General features: G+C 68.8%; 12 protein-coding genes and 1 pseudogene. 6 read left to right on the top strand and 7 right to left on the bottom strand.

The window, feature by feature from the left end:
- Positions 1–204: 204 nt before the first annotated feature.
- The 6 genes and pseudogenes from ACIBJE_RS29900 to ACIBJE_RS29875 form a co-directional block, all read right to left on the bottom strand.
- The gene (locus tag ACIBJE_RS29900; protein ID WP_396753619.1) at positions 205–618 is read right to left on the bottom strand and encodes an arsenate reductase ArsC; all 414 of its coding nucleotides are present in this window, start codon (positions 616–618) and stop codon (positions 205–207) included.
- Positions 619–627: 9 nt separating this feature from the next.
- Positions 628–1,710 (bottom strand): ACR3 family arsenite efflux transporter, encoded by a 1,083-nt coding sequence (gene arsB, locus ACIBJE_RS29895; protein ID WP_396753618.1) that lies wholly within the window; start codon positions 1,708–1,710, stop codon positions 628–630.
- 1 nt (position 1,711) lies between these two features.
- Positions 1,712–1,990: an ArsR/SmtB family transcription factor gene (locus tag ACIBJE_RS29890; RefSeq protein ID WP_396753623.1), complete on the bottom strand. Its 279-nt coding sequence runs from the start codon at positions 1,988–1,990 to the stop codon at positions 1,712–1,714.
- Positions 1,991–2,086: 96 nt separating this feature from the next.
- Positions 2,087–2,434: pseudogene (locus tag ACIBJE_RS29885) on the bottom strand (ArsR/SmtB family transcription factor); the annotation flags it as partial.
- 129 nt (positions 2,435–2,563) lie between these two features.
- Entirely contained in the window at positions 2,564–3,373 is an 810-nt protein-coding gene (locus tag ACIBJE_RS29880) for a metal-dependent hydrolase (protein ID WP_396753617.1), read from the bottom strand.
- A gap of 169 nt (positions 3,374–3,542) precedes the next feature.
- Positions 3,543–4,625: a PQQ-dependent sugar dehydrogenase gene (locus ACIBJE_RS29875; protein WP_396753616.1), complete on the bottom strand. Its 1,083-nt coding sequence runs from the start codon at positions 4,623–4,625 to the stop codon at positions 3,543–3,545.
- 196 nt (positions 4,626–4,821) lie between these two features.
- Between ACIBJE_RS29875 and ACIBJE_RS29870 the strand changes: the two genes are divergently transcribed.
- The 6 genes from ACIBJE_RS29870 to ACIBJE_RS29845 all read left to right on the top strand — a co-directional run bounded on the left by ACIBJE_RS29870 (position 4,822) and on the right by ACIBJE_RS29845 (position 16,445).
- On the top strand, positions 4,822–6,162 hold the full coding sequence (locus tag ACIBJE_RS29870; RefSeq protein ID WP_396753615.1) for a S8 family serine peptidase: 1,341 nt from the start codon (positions 4,822–4,824) through the stop codon (positions 6,160–6,162).
- Between the two features lie 407 nt (positions 6,163–6,569).
- Entirely contained in the window at positions 6,570–13,325 is a 6,756-nt protein-coding gene (locus ACIBJE_RS29865; RefSeq protein ID WP_396753614.1) for a polymorphic toxin-type HINT domain-containing protein, read from the top strand.
- Positions 13,319–13,891, top strand: a complete 573-nt coding sequence (locus ACIBJE_RS29860; RefSeq protein ID WP_396753613.1) for a hypothetical protein — start codon at positions 13,319–13,321, stop codon at positions 13,889–13,891. The genes ACIBJE_RS29865 and ACIBJE_RS29860 overlap by 7 nt, the downstream gene beginning before the upstream one ends.
- Positions 13,892–14,373: 482 nt before the next feature.
- On the top strand, positions 14,374–14,829 hold the full coding sequence (locus tag ACIBJE_RS29855) for a DUF1707 domain-containing protein (protein ID WP_396753612.1): 456 nt from the start codon (positions 14,374–14,376) through the stop codon (positions 14,827–14,829).
- A gap of 560 nt (positions 14,830–15,389) precedes the next feature.
- Positions 15,390–15,893: a hypothetical protein gene (locus ACIBJE_RS29850; protein ID WP_396753611.1), complete on the top strand. Its 504-nt coding sequence runs from the start codon at positions 15,390–15,392 to the stop codon at positions 15,891–15,893.
- Positions 15,894–16,019: 126 nt separating this feature from the next.
- Positions 16,020–16,445, top strand: coding sequence for a hypothetical protein (locus ACIBJE_RS29845; RefSeq protein WP_396753610.1), 426 nt, complete (start codon positions 16,020–16,022; stop codon positions 16,443–16,445).
- A gap of 17 nt (positions 16,446–16,462) precedes the next feature.
- On the opposite strand, the gene ACIBJE_RS29840 is transcribed toward ACIBJE_RS29845, so the two are convergent.
- Positions 16,463–17,779: a glycosyltransferase family 4 protein gene (locus ACIBJE_RS29840; RefSeq protein WP_396753609.1), complete on the bottom strand. Its 1,317-nt coding sequence runs from the start codon at positions 17,777–17,779 to the stop codon at positions 16,463–16,465.
- Between the last annotated feature and the right edge of the window lie 127 nt (positions 17,780–17,906).

Below are 17,906 nucleotides of genomic sequence, written 5' to 3'. Positions count from 1 at the left end.
GAGCTCAACGGACGACCCCGGCAAACCCTGGGATGGCAGAATCCTGCCGAAGCACTCCACCAGCACCTCGTCGCAACAGCCACTTGAAACCGCCCTCGTCAAGGAGCCGACATACCGCAATCCGAGTCGATCACGCCAGGCCGGGTCGCGTCGGGTCGGGTCGGGCTGTCCCGCGACGCGGTGACAGTCGGGTCGCGGGGGGCGTCACCGGCGGTCGGTCGGGAGCAGGTCGGCGAGCAGTTCCTCGACGCGGGTCCTGATCTCGTCGCGGATCGGGCGGACGACGTCGACGCCCCTGCCGGCGGGGTCCTCGAGTTTCCAGTCCTCGTACCGTTTGCCGGGGAAGACGGGGCAGACGTCGCCGCAGCCCATCGTGATGACGACGTCGGAGGACTCGACCGTGTCGTACGCGAGCAGTTTGGGCTCCTGACCGGTGAGGTCGATGCCGACCTCGCGCATGGCCTCGACGGCGGCGGGGTTGATCCGGTCGACGGGCGCGGAGCCGGCCGAGCGGACCTCGACCCGGTCACCGGCGAGGTGGCGCAACCAGCCGGCGGCCATCTGGGAACGGCCGGCGTTGTGCACGCAGACGAACAGGACGCTGGGCTTGTCGGACACCGGGGTCCCCTATCGGTCGGTGGCGGAGAAGAGGCGACGGCGCAGGGCCAGGCTGACGTAGACGAGCGCGACGAGCACGGGGACCTCGATGAGCGGGCCGACCACCCCGGCGAGGGCCTGGCCGCTGGTGACGCCGAAGGTGCCGATCGCCACGGCGATGGCGAGTTCGAAGTTGTTGCCGGCGGCGGTGAACGCGAGAGTGGTGGTGCGCGCGTAGTCCAGGCCGACGGCCCGGCCGAGGGCGAAGGAGCCGGCCCACATGACCGCGAAGTAGACGAGCAGGGGCACGGCGATCAGCGCGACGTCCCACGGCCGGTTGGTGATGGCGTCGCCCTGGAGCGCGAACAGGACGACGATGGTGAACAGCAGGCCGTAGAGGGCGACCGGACCGATTCTCGGCAGGAGGGACGACTCGTACCAGGTGCGGCCCCGTGCCCGTTCGCCGAGGCGGCGGGTGAGGTAGCCGGCCAGCAGTGGAACGCCCAGGAAGACGAGCACGTTGCCGGCGATGGCCCAGCCGGAGACCTGGAGTCGGGCGCCTTCGAGGTGGAGCCAGTCCGGTAGCACGGACAGGTAGAACCAGCCGAGCAGGCCGAACGCGAGGACCTGGAACACCGAGTTGAGCGCGACGAGGACGGCGGCGGCCTCACGGTCGCCGCAGGCCAGGTCGTTCCAGATGACGACCATGGCGATGCAGCGGGCCAGCCCGACGATGACCAGGCCGGTGCGGTACTCGGCATGGTCGGCCAGGAAGATCCAGGCGAGGGCGAACATGAGGGCGGGGCCGAGCACCCAGTTGAGCAGCAGCGACGAGACGAGCAGACGGCGGTCGCCGGTCACGGCGTCGAGCCGGTCGTAGCGGACCTTGGCCAGCACCGGGTACATCATGATCAGCAGGCCGAGGGCGATCGGCAGGGAGATGCCGCCGACCTGCACCGCCTCCAGAGCGCTGTCCAGCCCCGGGACGACCCGGCCGAGCAGCAGCCCGACGGCCATGGCCAGGCCGATCCACAGGGGCAGGAACCGGTCGAGGCGGGACAGCCGTGCGACGACCGTCGGCGAGGTGTCATCGGCGGTGGCGAGGCGGGTCATGTCAACCGGTCCGGAAGGTGTCGGAGGTGGTCCGGGCGTGCGCGGCGAGATCGGCGAGGTGCAGGGCGGCACCCTGGACCGCCTCGGGGACGAGCCGGTAGAAGGTGAAGCGGCCGCGCGGTTCGGCGACCACCACACCGGCCTCGCGCAACTGCCTGAGGTGCCCGGACACGTTCGGCTGCTTGGCTCCGGTGTCGGCGACCAGGTGCGAGGTGGTGGCCGGGCCGTCGGCGAGGATCTGGACGATCCGCGCCCGCAACGGGTCGGACAACAGGCGCATCACATCAGGGTTGGCTGATATCAACCTCGGCTGATCTGATGCCGGGTGGGTGTCGTCCGTCGGGGCGGGCCCGGACGCGCCGGGGCGGGTCGGCTCCGGCGCGGTGCTGGTGAGCAGGTGGCCCAGCAGGGTGAGCGCTTCCCGGCGGGCCCGGTAGTAGACCCAGGTGCCGCGCCGCTCGGTGTCGACCATGCCGGCCTCGCGGAGCACCCGCAGGTGATGCGAGATGGTCGCGCCGGTGACGTCGAACGCCCCGGTCAGGTCGCAGACGCAGATCTCGGGGGTGGAGGCGATCAGCGACAGCAGGCGCAGCCGGATCGGATCGCCGAGCGCCTTGAACAGGGGCGCGAGTTCGCTGGCGACCTGTGGCGCGAGCGCCCGTGCCCCCAGTGGTGGGCAGCAGTTCCGCGTCGCCACGGTTTCCGGTGCGGGAGGAGCCGACATGCGCCTAGCTTGACAGTTGTCTAACCAAGGCGCAAGCGGGGGGTGTTCGTTTCGACAGGATCCAGGCGCGGCGTCAGGTGCCGCTGACCCGGTGGCCGTGCCGGACGTGGCCGGCGTCGACCGGTCGGCTCAGACCTCCGTGGTGAAGCGCTCCAGCACCGAGGGGGCGACCAGGCCGATGGCGGCGAGGACGGAGACCACGGTGAGCACCGAGCGGACCACCACGATCTCGGTCTTGCCGCCGGCCCGCAGCGCGATGCTGTTCGGCAGGCCGATCGGCGTCCACATCCGGCGTTTGATCGGGATGGGCCAGAGGATCGGCACCCCGGCCTTGGTGACCATGTCACCGATGATGTGCACGAAGCAGCCCACCCCCATGGCCAGCCCGATCATCGGATAGCCCCGGTCGCCGGGCAGGTTCGCGAAGGTGTACCAGGCGGCGGCGGCCGAGGTCAGCGTGACGATGACCCAGCCGGCCCGCTCCGCCCAGCGGTCGAACAGGCCGCGCAGCGCCAGGCCGATCATGAAGAACAGGATGCCGACCACGGCCCACTTGCCGTACGCGGTGCACAGCGCGGTGGTGCCCCAGCCGACCAGCACGGTGAACGGGATGGTGTGGGTCAGCGTCCGGTGCCCGTTGCTGCGCTTCGGGTCCCGGCTGAGCTTGGTGGCGTAGTAGACGCCGAGCGACAGTTTCTCGATCACCTCGGCCACGAAGAGCGAGAACACCCCGAAGGTGCGGGCGACGGTGGCGCCACCCTGGTTGCGGGTCACCTTGCCGGAGAGGTCGAGGTCGGGGAAGAGCGCACCGCCCGCGCACACCGCCGTGCCGACGGCGAGCGCCAGGGTGGACTGCTCGTAGTCGGCGAAGTGTTCCAGTGCCAACGACCCGCTCAGCCACACCGCCGCGCCGGAGAGCGCGTGCGACGGTCCCATCATGTCGGTCATCCTCCCCCGGAGATCGTGATCGACAAGTTACGGCACCGGGGCGACATTCCGCCTGTCGGGTTCTCGTCCGTCGTCAGTGGAACCGTGCATTCCGGCCGCGGCCCGGGGGAGGGCCGCGGCCGGAAGAGGCCTGTCACCGCTGGACAGTTCGGCTACCCGGTCACCGTGGCGGGAAACGCAGGACCCGGTCGTCGGTCGCCGCCGGGGAGCCGCGCCCGTCGCGGTTGCTGGTGGTGACCCAGAGCCACCCGTCCGGGCCGTACTCCACCGTGCGCAGCCGGCCGTACGTGCCGACCAGCTCGGCCACCGGCGTGCCCGCGCCGCCGGACGTGGTCAGCGGTACGTTCCACAGCCGGGTCCCGCGCAGCGCGGCCACGTAGAGCCGGTTGCCGGCGACCGCCGCGCCGCTCGGGGACGCCTGCGAGGTCGACCAGACCAGCAGCGGGTCACGGAACCGGGGGTCGTTGGCCCGGCCCTCGACGATCGGCCAGCCGTAGTTGCCACCGCGCACGATGACGTTAACCTCGTCCCAGGTGTTCTGCCCGAACTCGGTGGCGAGGAGCCGGCCCTGGGCGTCCCAGGTCAGGCCCTGCACGTTGCGGTGACCGAGGCTGTAGACCAGGGAACCGGCGAACGGGTTGTCCGACGGGACCGACCCGTCCGGACGCATCCGCAGGATCTTGCCGTTGCGGCTCTGGAGGTTCTGCGAGGTGGACGTCTGCCCCGCGTCGCCGACCCCGGCGTAGAGCATCCCGTCCGGACCGAAGGCGATCCGCCCGCCGTTGTGGATGCTGGCCTTGGCGAGTCCGGTGAGGATCGGCTGCTGGGTCTGCGGTGTGCTGAGCCGGAAGCGGACGATCCGGTTGTCGGTCGAGGTGGTGAAGTAGACGTAGACGTAGCCGTCCTGGGCGTGCGTGGGGGAGACCGCCAGCCCGAGCAGCCCACCCTCACCACCGGGAGCCACCCCGGCGATCTGGGTCACCGGCGTGGGCGCCTGACCGGGCCGGACCCGGACCACCTGCCCGGAGTTCCGTTGCGCCACCAGGGCGGAGCCGTCGGGGAGGAAGTCCATGCCCCACGGCACCGTCAGGTTGCTGGCGACCACCTGCCCTCGCGTGAAGTCGAAGTCACCGAGGGCCTCGACCGTGGCGCTCGGACGCGGCACCTGCGGCGCCGGGTCGGCGAGCGCTGCGGCCCCGCCCCCGGTCAGCGCGACACCCATCGTCGTCGCTGCCACGATCATCAACCGGACTCTCACGACAAACACCACCATTCTCTCAACGATTGCGGTCAATATATATCGCGTTGAGTGATCAAATCGATACGGAAAGCGCTCTCCTCTGGTGTCCCGACATCGAATAACATCGCCTTTGGTCGATGTCTTGGGAGGCTGCGGGACGACGGGGACCGCAACCGGGGATCGACCGGGAAGGCAGCAGATGGAAACTCCACATGTCACCTCGCGCCGGCACGGAGCCGCACGTCGCCTCGGGGCGCTGGCGCTGGCCGTCGCGGTCGGGACGGCGTCGCTGGTCGGGGTCGGCGCACCGGCGGCGGCCGAGCCGGCAACGATCCTCGGGGCCGGTGCGCCGACGGCGATCCCGGGCAGCTACATCGTGGTGCTGAAGGACAGCATCGCGCTCCGGGACAGCGGCATCCTGACCCGCGACGGCCGGGTGCCGCGCGGCACCCTGTCCGCGCCGGCCCGCCAGGCGGCCCGGGACGCGGTGGACCGGGCGGCGGAGACCCTGGCCGACCGGTACGGCGCGACGGTGGGTCACCGGTACAGCGCCGCGCTACGCGGTTTCACGATCCGGGCCAGCGAGGCGACGGCCCGGCGCATCGCCGCCGAGGAGTCGGTGGCCTTCGTGGAGCAGAACCGCCGGACGCGGCTGGACGACACCGCCACGGCCGCGCCGGTCACCACGCTGGGCACCCAGCCGAACCCGCCGTCCTGGGGACTGGACCGGGTCGACCAGACCAGCCTGCCACTGGACAACTCGTTCAGCTACCCGTCCTCGGGCGGCCAGGGCGTGCACGCGTACGTCATCGACTCCGGCATCCGCCTCACCCACCAGGACTTCGGCACCCGGGTCGTCAACGGCATCGACGTGGTGGACGGCGGCACCGCCGACGACTGCTACGGGCACGGCAGCCACGTCGCCGGCACGCTGGGCGGCACGACGTACGGGGTGGCCAAGAGCGTCACCCTGGTCGCCGTACGCGTCTGGGCGTGCGACGCCACCGGTGACATCGCCACCACCACCCAGGCGATCGACTGGGTCACCGCGAACGCGCAGCAGCCCGCCGTGGCGAACATGAGCTTCGGCAACTCGACCACGCTCAACCCCGGCGCGTACGAGGCCGCCACCACCGGGCTGATCAACTCGGGCGTGACCGTGGTGGCGTCCGCCGGCAACGACGGCGGGGACGCCTGCGTGAAGACGCCGGCCTTCATTCCGGCCGTGCTCACCGTCGGATCCACCTGGCCGGACGACGGTGCGGCCTGGCTCAGCAACCACGGCCCCTGCGTGGACCTGTTCGCGCCCGGCCAGAGCATCGTCTCCGCCGGCCACAACACCGACACCGCCTGGACGACGAAGACCGGCACGTCGATGGCCGCGCCACACGTGGCCGGCGCCGCCGCGCTGATCCTCGCCGCGAATCCGACCTGGACCCCGGCGCAGGTGCACGCCCAGGTGCTCGCCGACGCCACCCCGGGCGTGGTCTTCGGCGCCCGGCCCAACACGACCAGCCGGATGCTGTACGTACCCTCCTGAGTCCCCGGGCGGTCGGCCGCCCGATCTCGGTCACTCCTGATCCGGCGGATCGACAGCGCCCCCGTTCGGCCGTCAAGAAGCCTCGGCCGGCGGGGGCGCTGGGTCGTTCGGGTCGGCGTCCTGGCTAGCACCGTCCACGATGTACGGCGTGCCTGCGGCACGCTCCTCGCCGGTCGGGCCGGTTCTCGTCCGAGGCCATCGAGCACACGTTGGGTCCGTCCGCGTTCGCGAGGATCGGGTACGTGTATCCGGGCATTGGTATCGAATCGTGCATTCAGGTTCATGACTGTGGGTGGTGCAGGTAAGTGATTGGCTGGCGTTCGTCCCAGATGTGGTAGCAGTTTGTAGTTGACCGTTGATCTTCCTGTGAGGGTGCCCTAGCTTTCGATCGTTTTGCTTCGCTAGCTGTGGGGGCTGCGGTGGACGGTCAGGTCGGGGCGTCGACGGTGTTCGTTTATCTCGACAGGGTGCTGCGTCGGGGCGCGTCGTTCGCGGTGATGCTGATGGCGGTGACGGTGCTGCCGTTCGTCCCTGCCGCGAACGCAGCACCGTCGTCTCCGGGAGTGTCGAAGGACCGGTCGGTGCCGGTGTCGAAGGTGGGTCGCCGTCCGGCGGTCACGCCCCAGTCGGCGAAGGAACAGTGGAAGCCGAAACAGGGGACGTTGCCTTCGCCGGGCACAGCGGTGGTGGACGTGCGGAACCCGGCGACCGCGAAGAAGACAGCGGCCTCGCGGGTGGGTGGGTTGCCGCTGCGGGCGATGACGGCCGGTGTCTCCGCGCCTCGGCAGGTGCGGGTGGAGGTCTTGGACCAGGCGCGGGCGGCGGCAGCGGATGTGCCGGTTCTGATGCGGGTAGCCCGAGCTGACGGTCGTGCCGGCGTCGCGAACGTGGGAATGGAGTTCGACTACTCGGAGATGCAGGGCGTCTTCGGTGCAGCGTGGGCGGGGCGACTGCAGGTGATGCAGTTCGTCGGCTGTGAGGACCCCGAGACGGTCGACGGCTGCGAGCTGACGGTCATCCCCAGCACCAACGACTACGCCCGTCAGGTCGTCTCGGCAACCGTCCCGCTGACCCCGGCCGCAGCCGGTGCCACGGCCGGCAGTGCCGACCCTGGGATCGACTCGTCGTCGATGGTGGCTCTCGTGTCGGGGCCGGCGAGTCAGACGGGCACTTTCGTCAAGACCTCGATGGCCTCCTCGGGCTCGTGGGCGGCGGGTACGCAGGCGGGGGACTTCTCGTGGTCCTACGACATGCCCGTCCCCGGAAGCGCCGGTGGTCTCGACCCCGAGTTGGCCCTGGACTATTCGTCGAGCCGGGTCGACGGGCAGACCAACGGTGAGAACACCCAGACCTCGTGGGTGGGAGAGGGCTGGGACTACCAGCCCGGCTACATCGAGCGGTCGTACCGCACGTGCAAGGACGACCTGGCGAACTCGCCGACCTACACCAACGCCACGTCGGACCAGTGCTGGCGGGACTACAACGCCACGCTGGTGCTCGACGGCCAGTCGACCGAACTTGTCCGCGACGACACCAGCGGGACGTGGCGGAAAGCCGACGACGACGGCACCCGGATCGAGTACCTGACGGGCGGGACCAGCGGCACCCGCAACTGGAACAACGAGCGCTGGCGGCTCACCACCCCGGACGGCACCCGATACCACTTCGGCTTGAACTGGGTGGACGACCGGGAAACCGCCTCGGTGCTCGGTGCACCGGTGTTCGCCAACCACGCCGGGGAACCCTGCTACAAGACGGGCGGGTTCGCCGGGTCCTTCTGCGCGATGGCGTACCGGTGGAATCTCGACCTGGTCGAGGACACCTCCGGCAACGTCATGTCCTTCTTCTACACCAAGGAGTGGAACCGGACGGCGCGTGCCGGTAACGCGAGCACGGTGTCGACCTACGACCGGGCGGCCTTCCTGTCGTCGATCGAGTACGGGTCACGGGGTTACCCGCAACCGGCAGCGGCGCCCATGAAGGTGGTTTTCAACACCGCGGACCGCTGCCTGTCCTCGTGTGGAACGGTGGCGGCCCCGAACACGGCGAACTGGCCGGACACCCCGTGGGACCTGAGCTGCGCGGCGGCGCCGTGCAGCGTCGCCTCGCCGACGTTCTGGACCGCCCGCCGGCTCCAGTCGATCAGCACCCAGGTGCGCAGCGGTTCGTCCTACGTCACGGTGGACACCTGGACGTTCACCCACCAGTTCCCGTCCACCGGGGAGGATGCGGCGTTGACGTCGCCGGCCCTGTGGCTGGCCTCGATCACCCGCACCGGAGGGCACGGCACCGCGACCCTGTCCCTGCCCACGGTGACGTTCGGCGGCACCCGGATGGCCAACCGGACGGACCACAACGTGAGCGCCGGGGCGCCGGTGACCAACAAGTACCGGATCACCGCTGTCAGCGACGAGACGGGTAGCCAGGTGCTGGTCACCTACGAGGGCTCGGACTGCACGGCGACCAGCCTGCCGGCCGACCCGGCGACCAACACCAAGCGGTGTTTCCCGCAGTACTACAGTCCTCCGGACAACGTCGGCGGCTGGAGCTGGTGGAACAAGTACCGGGTCACCCAGGTTGTCGACCAGGACCTCGTCGGCGCCTCGCCGGACATGGTCACCTCCTACGCCTACGCCACCTCCGCACCGGTCGGAACCGTCACGGTCGGGTCGTCGTCGAGCGTGCTGTGGCACCACAACGACAACGCCTGGGGCGCACCGCTCGACAAACGCAGCTGGTCGGACTTCCGTGGCTGGCCGGTGGTGACGGTGACCGAGGGCGCCACCGGTGGCACCCGGTCACAGACCCGGTACGTGTACTTCACCGGCATGCACGGCGACCGCACCGACGCCGGTGAGAACACCCGCACCGTCAACATCACCGCCTCGGATGCGTTCGTCCTGGCCGACCTCAACAGCTACGCCGGCATGCTCCGTGAGGAGATCCACTACGCCAGCCCCGGCGGCCAGGCCACCCGGCGCATCATCCACGGCCCCTGGCGGCACCGCACCGCCCTGCGCACCGAGCCGGCCACGCACGCCCAGCCGACCACCTTCGAAGCCTGGTACGCCCAACCCCGGGTGCTGCACACCTACGACTGGATCGCCGCGACCGGCACCTGGCGCCGCTCGGAGGTCTTCCACCAGTTCGACACCACCTACGGCCAGCCGACCAGCACCACCGACAACGGCGACAACGCCGTCACCGGCGACGAGGCCTGCACCACCTACACCTACGCCCGTAACACCACCGCCTGGCTGACCGACTTCCTCGCCGAGGAACTGGTCACCGACTGCGCTTCGTCCCCCGGCCCCGGCAACGTGCTCGGCGGCAGCCGCTACTTCTACGACGGTTCCACCACCCTCGGCGCGGCACCCAGCAAGGGCCTGACCACCAGACTCGACGAGCTGGCCGGCTACACCGGCAGCACCGCCAACTGGGTCACCACCGCCGCCGAAACCTACGACGCTCACGGTCGCACCAAGACCAGCACCGACGCGCTGAACCAGACCACCACCATCGACTACACGCCGGCGACCGGAAGCCCCGTGACGGCGGTGACCGCCACCAATGCGGCCGGCCACGTCACCACCGACACCCTCGACCTTCGGGGCATGCCGGTCACCTCCACCGACGCCAACCTCAAGGTCACCACCCACCAGTACGACCACCTCGGGCGTCTCACCAAGACCTGGCTACCCGGACGGCCCACCACCGGGACCCCCACCACCGAGTACGCCTACAGCATCACCAAGACCGCACCCAACTCCATCCAGACCAAGGAGCTGGGTCCGAACGGCAACCAGATCAGCTCCTTCGAGATCTACGACGGCCACCTGCGCCTGCGGCAGACCCAGGCCACCGCCCCGGACGGCAAGCGGGTCGTCGCCGACGTCCGGTACGACTCGCGGGGCCTGGTGGTGAAGGAGTCCGCGTTCTACAACAACGCCAGCGGCCCGACCGGGACCCTGGTGACCTTCGCCGACGCCGACGTGCCCACCCAGCGTCGCTACGAGTACGACGGCACCGAGGACCTGACCCGCGACGCGCTCTGGTCGTTGAACGTCGAGAAGTGGCACACGACCGTCACGTACGACGGCGACCGGGTCAACGTCGACCCGCCGGCCGGTGGCATTCCCACCACCACGATCGAGGACGCCCTCGGCCGCACCACGGCCTTCCGGCAGTACCACGGCACCGGACCCACCGGCACGTTCGACGAGACCACGTACACCTACGACCGGCTCGACCAGCTGACCACCGTCACCAAGGCCGGTAACACCTGGACCCACACCTACGACCGCCTCGGCCGGCTCACCGCGACCGACGACCCCGACGCCGGTAACCAGAGCTTCCAGTACGACGCCAACGACCAGCTCGTCACCTCGACCGATGGTCGTGGCGAGGTACTGCACCGCACCTACGACGCGCTCGGCCGGCTGACCGCGCTGCGGGACGACAACGCCACCGGCGCCCTGCGTGCCTCCTGGGTGTACGACACGCTCGCCAAGGGCTACCCGACCTCGGCCACCCGGCACCACGCCTCCGGCAGTTACGTCCGGCAGGTCGCCGGCTACACCGACCTCTACCAGCCGACCGGGGCCACCGACACCATCCCGGCGAGCCAGGGTGCGCTCGCCGGCACGTACACCACCGGCTACGGCTACCACCCCGACGGCACCCCCGCCACGACCGACCTGCCGGCGAAGGGCGGCCTGCCGGCGGAGACGGTCACCGGCACCTACACCGACCAGGGCTACCTGTCCGGGGTCAGTGGGCTCTCCACCTACCTGTCCAGCGCCCAGTACCACTGGCACGGCGCGCTTAAGCAACAGACGCTGGGTAGCGGCACCAAGCGGACCCGGATCACCACCACGATCGAGGACGCCACCGGCCGCCTCACGAAGTCCGAGGTGCACACCGAGAACCAGACCACCCCGGACACCTGGGTCGAGCGACTCGCCGAGCAGTACAGCTACGACGCCGACGGCAACGTCCTCGGCATCTCCGAGACCAGCGGCACGACCGTCGTGGCGAACCAGTGCTTCGGCTACGACTACCTCCAGCGCCTGACCGAGGCGTGGACCACCACCGCCGGCACCTGCCAGGCAACCCCCAGCCAGGCGATCGTGGGTGGGACGGACGCCTACTGGCACTCGTACACCTACGACAGCGCCGGTAACCGGGCCACCGACACCCGGCACAGCGCCAGCGGCGACACCACCCGCACCTACGCGTACCCCACGTCGGGGTCGGCCCGTCCGCACGCGGTCACCGGCATCACCACCAGCGGCGGCGGACCCACCACCAGCTACACCTACGACAACGGCGGGTTCCTGGCCACCCGCACCGGCGGTGGCACGCCCAACCAGACGCTGACCTACGACGCCGAGGGCCTGCTCGCGCAGCTCACCAACGGCACGACCGTCCACACCTACCTGTACGACGCCGAGGGCGGGCGGCTCATCGTCGACAACCCGGGAACGGAGAAGGTCCTCTACCTCGGGGAGAGCGAGTACCGGCTCAGCCACACCACCGGTCAGGTCACCGCCACCCGCTACTACCCCAACGCGGTGCGTACCACCACGGACGGCCTGACCTGGATGGCCGCCAACCACCACGGCACCACCCAGTTGGCAATCGACTCCGGGGACCTGAGCGTCACCCGGCGGCGGATGACCCCGTTCGGCGAGAACCGTGGGGCACCACCGGGCACCTGGCCGGACGACAAGGGCTTCGTCGGCGGGACCATCGACCCGACGGGTTACACCCACCTCGGTGCCCGCGAGTACGACCCCGCGACCGGCCGATTCCTCTCCGTCGACCCCCTCGTCGACTACGGCGACCCGCAGAGCCTCAACGCCTACTCGTACTCGGGCAACAACCCCGTCCGCTACTCCGACCCCGACGGCCTGCGCCGCATCGAGCACGCGGGCGGAGGCAGTGGACTTGGTCCGCGAGGAGGCGCATCGGCGGGCGGCACCGGTAGCAGCGGTGGCGCTGGTTCTGCTATCCGCGGATCCGGTTCTCGCGCCAACAACCGTGCTCGTAGCACTTCCATCAGTGGGGCGGGAAAGGCGATTGGGAGTGCGATAACGCGATCGATACGGACCGCCATGAAGACGGTGACCTCCAAGACCAAACCTGCTCGATCCGCGCCGAAGCCGAAGCCGAAGCCAAAACCCAAGCCGAAGCCAAAGCCGGCAAAGAGTACCAAGTCGACCAGAGTAGCGCCCAAGCCTGCGTCAAAGAGCAAGCCCAAGAGCGGCATCAAGAAGCAGGTGAAAAAAGAGGTCAAGGAGGCCGTCAAGGACGAGGTCTCTCAGGGCGGATGCGAGCACAGCTTTGCTCCGGAGACCGAGGTCCTGCTCGCCGACGGTGACACCCGGCGGATCGACGAGATCGCCGAAGGTGACCGGGTGCTGGCGCACGACCCGGAAACCGGGGAGACCAGTGCCGAGGCCGTCACCGACCTGCACGTCAACCGGGACGTCGAACTGACCGACCTGTCAGTACGCACCGAAGACGGCGAGTTCGTCACCCTGGAGACGACCCAGAACCACCCCTTCTGGAGCGAGGGCCGCCAGGAGTGGGTCGACGCAGGGCAACTCCGCCCGACCGAGATGCTCAAGACCTCCACTGGCGAGATCGTCTCGGTCGCCAAGGTCTACAACTTCCTCGGCGCCGCCACCATGCACGACCTCACCGTCGCCAACATCCACACGTACTATGTGGTGGCGGGTGCCAGCCCGATTCTGGTGCACAACTGTGATCTTTCTGACCGGGCGGGGGAAATTCATGGTGCCGAGCCGGACGAGTTCATTCGCCGGAGGGTGAGCACAGTGGCGGTAGTTCGGGCGAGGACGCCTTACGGCTTGGTCGATGTTGTGGCTGGATCTGGCGACGGTTTAACGCCGTCGCAGATGTCTGCTATTCGCAAGGGTGAGATTGTTGCCGACAATATTGCAGACACTCACGCGGAGCAGAATGCGTTGCTCTTTATCAATCGAATGGGTTGGACGCCGATTGCGGGGGGAGCCTCTCGCAACGTGTGCGTGATTAGATGTGCGACGCTTATCCGGGGTACGGGTGGCAAGATGATGGGTAAGGTGTACCCGGGGAATGGTAAAAAGACAACCCGTCAGAGGAGTTTCGAGTGGTAGTCGACGATGCGGTTGCGCTTGCTTTGCGAGGGCGGTCGCGGACTGAGGTTGCAACCTTCGTTGCAAGCTGTGCAGAGCGAATGGTCCAGATCTTCACCGGATTGTGTGGTGACGTCTCGGGGCGGGCAGGCGACATGGATGTTGTCGTTCGACTAATGGAAGACCTTTGGAATCAGGAGGTTCCAGCAGAGTCTTTTCGGATGGCCGTTTCTTCGCTGGAGGGATTTCAGGAACTCGAACCTTCTGACGAGGAAATTGCGGAAATTGCGGATATTTATTCTTTCTATTCGATTCTCGCGTTGCGTTACGCTTCTCTCTATCGTTGTGCATTCGACGTTGAGGATGCACTCAAGTGTGCGCACTCGTGTTTGACTTCGATGGCTCAGTTGGACCAAAATCTGGCAGGCGCTGATTTTTTTGCCCAAGAGGTCGGATGTCAGCGGCGGGCGGTCTCTGAGACCTACTTGACGAGCTTGAGTGGCAACGTTGTTGCGCAATTGAGGGAGAGTGACCGTGCTATCGGTCGCGAGCGTGTCGCGGCTATTTTGAGCCGGTTGGCTCAGTGAGCTAGGATTGGCCGCTGGTGTCGAAGCGCGCTCTCGGCGCGCGTAGGTCATCTGATTGGAGGCGGTGGACCGTGGGGCGTGCGGTAGTCGCGCCACTAATGGTTACATGGCGAGCAGGTTTCATTTTTTGGGGTGGCGGCCAATTTGGAATTGGGTCGGCCTTGTCGGTGTTTGTTGGTGCTGATTAGGAGCAACCCGGACGGTCGCCGGCCCGACACTCGACGTCTCCGGTGAGCTGGTCATGTTCGATGCCGTGGTGCCGGGCAACTCACTCCGTCCTGACGGGATGCTGCTGATTGCCCTGCCGCCTCGCAGGTACCAGACGGCCACGGCCGACTTCACCGTCGGCGACGACGTCTGTGGCCGTCCGCACCGGTTTCAGGGACACGCGGGCTGACAGTTCCGGTCGTGCGGTGTCGCCACCATGCGAGGCCCTCGGAATCCCCTCGCCCCGGCCCGATCGACGTCGCTATGCTCCCGCCGTGACCAACGCCGACGGGCCCGGAACCCACCCTCCACCGGCCCTGCGCATCGGTGCCCCCGAACGTCAGATGGCACGGGACGCCCTCGAGGTTCATCTCGACGAGGAACGACTGGACGCCGACGAGTTCGCGCGGCGCGTCGCGGTATGTGAGCAGGCGGTCGACCAGACCGAGCTGCTGAAGATCTTCGCCGATCTCCCGGCGCCCTGTCCGCAATTGCCGTCCGCCGACGCTCCTGCCGAAGCTGACGAGGACATGCAACCAGGCCTTCTGGCGGGCTGCCTGACGCTGGGACTCGGGATTCCGGTGGCCATCGTGGTCGGAGTCGTCTACGGCACCTGGTGGGCGCTCGCTGTGCCGGTGACGGTAACCGTCACGATGGCCTACGTCGAGCACCTGCGCCAGCCGCCGCGTGGCCGTGGCGAGAGCGGCGGCCCACACCGCCCTTCGGATTGACGTCCCCGCTACGACCCTGTGCTCTTGTCGGCGTACGGGTTGGTGTCCCCAGGCAGGTGCGGATGGACATGGCCAGGGTGGGGCCGGGGTGTCCGATGGTGGTCGTGGCCGTCGCACTGCCTGGCGTGAGGTCGGCGCCCCGTCGATAGGGTAAACGGTGATGCGGTCGTCACCGGTGCGGCTCGGCTGCACCACGGAACCGGGCGGTGGATGTGCAGACGTCGCGAGACGCGCCTCGGTGGATCGAGTCGTCTGGCGGGCCCTTCGTTGTTCTTCCCGCTTCCCGGTTGTCCGTCTGGTCGACGGACCGCACTACGACGCGGCCTGCGGAGTGGACGATTACCTGGGAGTGGCGCGCGGCGTCGTCATCGCCATCTCGACCACCCAGAGGTGCGGCTGAGTTTGGCAGTCTGATCGAACAGCTACGGGCGGCGGGCATCACCTTTCTCCTTGCCTGGCCAGGTAGGTAGACGCCGACGTCGTGGAAGGGGTATGGCATGGGTGAACAAGGTGGGGCGTCCAAGGGTCCACAAGGCTCACCGCGGCTCTTCCTTCCCCCGATGCCGACGACGATCAGCACCACGCAGGGGCGGATGATTCGAGCGGAGATTCTCGGTGACTTCTCGGAGGCCGAACGGCTGAGGGACCTGCTTCGCGCGGAGTGCTCGGACCTCGAAGTCCTTGCCGGCGCGTTCGTGGCTGCGGTGCGTAGGCGTTTCAGCGCGACAGACGATCTCCGAGAGGTCGGTCGGTTCGTCGCCACCCTGAGCGCGATGCTCGGTCCGGACGTGCCACGTCGCGAGACCGAGGCCCTGGTGCGTGCTGTGTTGGGGGAGGCGTACCTGCTCGACGCGGTCGACCCTGAAGTGGTCGGTGCTGTGGTGTGGGCATTCCTGATCGGCGTGGCCAAGGACCCCGAACTCTCTCCGGCCGACGTCGACTCGTTGATCCTCGAAGCGGAGTGGTACGCAGGGATGATCGATCAGCTCGGGGCTCTCGACGGCTTAAGATCGACATCATCGGAGCTGCATTCCGCGTGGTGGCACCTCCCGCACAGCTGGTGAGCGCACAACGGCTACCCGCTGACGCGGCGGTGCAGATGGGTGGCATGGGTGGGTAGGAAGCCGAGACGGAGTTTTCGCGGATCGCCACGGCCTTCCCCGCCTTCCTCTCCGGAGCCGAAGACTCTGATGGGGCAGTTTCTTCGGGCCGTCATGCTGCGTTGGGATGAGCAGACCCAGCTGCACGTCGAGGTCAAGAAGCATGGCTCGAAAGACGGCAACGAGCTGACCCGGGCGGCATTCGAGGTCGCGGTTCGGCGGTACTTCCCCCCGGACACCGACCTGCGGGTGATCAGTGGGTTGGTGCACGAGATGCGTCAGGTGTTCGGTGAGCATGTTCCGGTCCTCGAGACGGAGATGCTGATCCGCGAGGCGCTCGGTGAAGATGTTCCCACCGACGACATCACACTCAAACCGGAGATGATGGCCAGGACCTTCACGCTCATGGGGCTGACTGACAAGTGGAGCCGGGACGTGTCGACGGTGAACAGCGTCCTGGCGGAGGCGGAGGAACTCGTTCACCGACGAGGCTTCGCCCCAACGCCTGCGGCGTAGCCCGTCGGCCGTGGTAGCTACACGGCGAGCAGGCGCCCCTCCGGGATGGCGATCTTCGACCGTACGCCGGCCAGCGGCGCGGCGGCCCGGCGGATCCGCAGCGGTACGTGTTCCCGGCGGGCGGTGGCGTAGCTGGCGGCGGTGGAGGCGGCGATGGTGGACCAACCGTACCGCTCGCCGACCATGGTGCGGGCGCGGCGGGCGACCCGGCGGGCGAACACCTCGTCGCCGACGAGCCGGTCGACCGCGCCGGCCAGGGCGTCGGGGTCGCTGTGCGGGAAGGTCATTCCGGTGACGCCCGGCTCGACGATCTCGGCGAGTCCGCCGGTGGCGGCCACCGCGAGGGGCGCGCCGGCCGCTGCCGCCTCCAGGGCGACCATGCCGAACGGCTCGTAGAGGCTGGGCACCACGGTCGCGTCGGTGGCCCCGAGCATCGCCGGGAGCTGTGACTCGGTGAGGAAGCCGGTGAAGCGGACCGTGTCGGTCAGCCCCAGGCCGTCGACCCGGGCCCGCAGTTCGTCCTTGTATGGGCCGTCTCCGGCGATCACGACGCGTAGGCCGGGGTGCCGGTGGCGCAGGTGCGGCACGGCCTCCACCAGGTGCTGGACGCCCTTCTCGTAGACGAGGCGGCCGGCGTACCCGACGAGGGGGCCGTCGGCGGCGAACCGGGCGCGGGCGGCGGTGACCGCGCGGGGGCGGGCCTGCCAGGCGCGGGCGTTCACCCCGTTGGGGACCACGTCGACCCGGCCGGCGGGGACGTCGAAGAGGGTGGTGACCTGGTCGCGCATGTAGCCGGAGCAGGCGATGACCCGGGTGGAGGAGTTGCTGAGCCAGTGTTCGACGCCGTGGATGGTGCGGTTCATCTCCTCGGGCAGCCAGCCCTGGTGCCGGCCGGCCTCGGTAGCGTGGATGGTGGTGACCAGGGGCAGGTCGAGGTGCTCGCTGATGGTGACGGCGGTGTGCGCGACCAGCCAGTCGTGGGCGTGCACCACGTCGTACTCGCCGGACTCGGCGGCGCGCAGCGCGGTGCGGGTGAGCGTGTGGTTGAACGCCATCGTCCAGGCGAGCAGGGCCGGGGTGGCCAGGGGGAAGGCCACCGGGTCCTCGGGGGCGCGCAGGATCCGGACGCCGTCGGCGTACTCCTCCAGCGGTGCGCCGTCGACGTGCCGGGTGACCACGGTGACCTCGTGGCCGGCGGCGGCCAGGGCGACGGAGAGGGCGTGCACGTGCCGGCCGAGTCCACCCACGAGCACCGGCGGGTACTCCCACGAGAGCATCAGCACCCGCTGCTGCCGGGCGGGGTGGATGTCGATCACGTCGGCGTTCGGTGACATGCGGCCCCCTGGAGTTGTCCCCTGCGCGCGGCGACGGTCTCCGCTGCCGGATCACCGTCGCCGTGCCCTGGTCGGGGCCAATCCTGCCGCCGGCTCGATAACCGGCGGCGACATCGCCGTTGCGGCT

The sequence above is a fragment of the Micromonospora sp. NPDC050187 genome (genome assembly GCF_044459745.1).
GTDB lineage: Bacteria > Actinomycetota > Actinomycetes > Mycobacteriales > Micromonosporaceae > Micromonospora.
The sequence above is the reverse complement of the archived record's forward strand: the minus strand, read 5'-3'. Positions and strand labels throughout refer to the sequence as shown.

What these genes read in the sequence shown, in the direction of transcription:
- arsB (WP_396753618.1), bottom strand. Translation starts at nt 1,710, where the DNA reads ATGACCCGCCTCGCCACCGCCGATGACACCTCGCCGACGGTCGTCGCA.
- ACIBJE_RS29890 (WP_396753623.1), bottom strand. Translation starts at nt 1,990, where the DNA reads ATGCGCCTGTTGTCCGACCCGTTGCGGGCGCGGATCGTCCAGATCCTC.
- ACIBJE_RS29880 (WP_396753617.1), bottom strand. Translation starts at nt 3,373, where the DNA reads ATGATGGGACCGTCGCACGCGCTCTCCGGCGCGGCGGTGTGGCTGAGC.
- ACIBJE_RS29875 (WP_396753616.1), bottom strand. Translation starts at nt 4,625, where the DNA reads ATGATCGTGGCAGCGACGACGATGGGTGTCGCGCTGACCGGGGGCGGG.
- ACIBJE_RS29870 (WP_396753615.1), top strand. Translation starts at nt 4,822, where the DNA reads ATGGAAACTCCACATGTCACCTCGCGCCGGCACGGAGCCGCACGTCGC.
- ACIBJE_RS29850 (WP_396753611.1), top strand. Translation starts at nt 15,390, where the DNA reads ATGCCGACGACGATCAGCACCACGCAGGGGCGGATGATTCGAGCGGAG.
- ACIBJE_RS29845 (WP_396753610.1), top strand. Translation starts at nt 16,020, where the DNA reads ATGGGGCAGTTTCTTCGGGCCGTCATGCTGCGTTGGGATGAGCAGACC.
- ACIBJE_RS29840 (WP_396753609.1), bottom strand. Translation starts at nt 17,779, where the DNA reads ATGTCACCGAACGCCGACGTGATCGACATCCACCCCGCCCGGCAGCAG.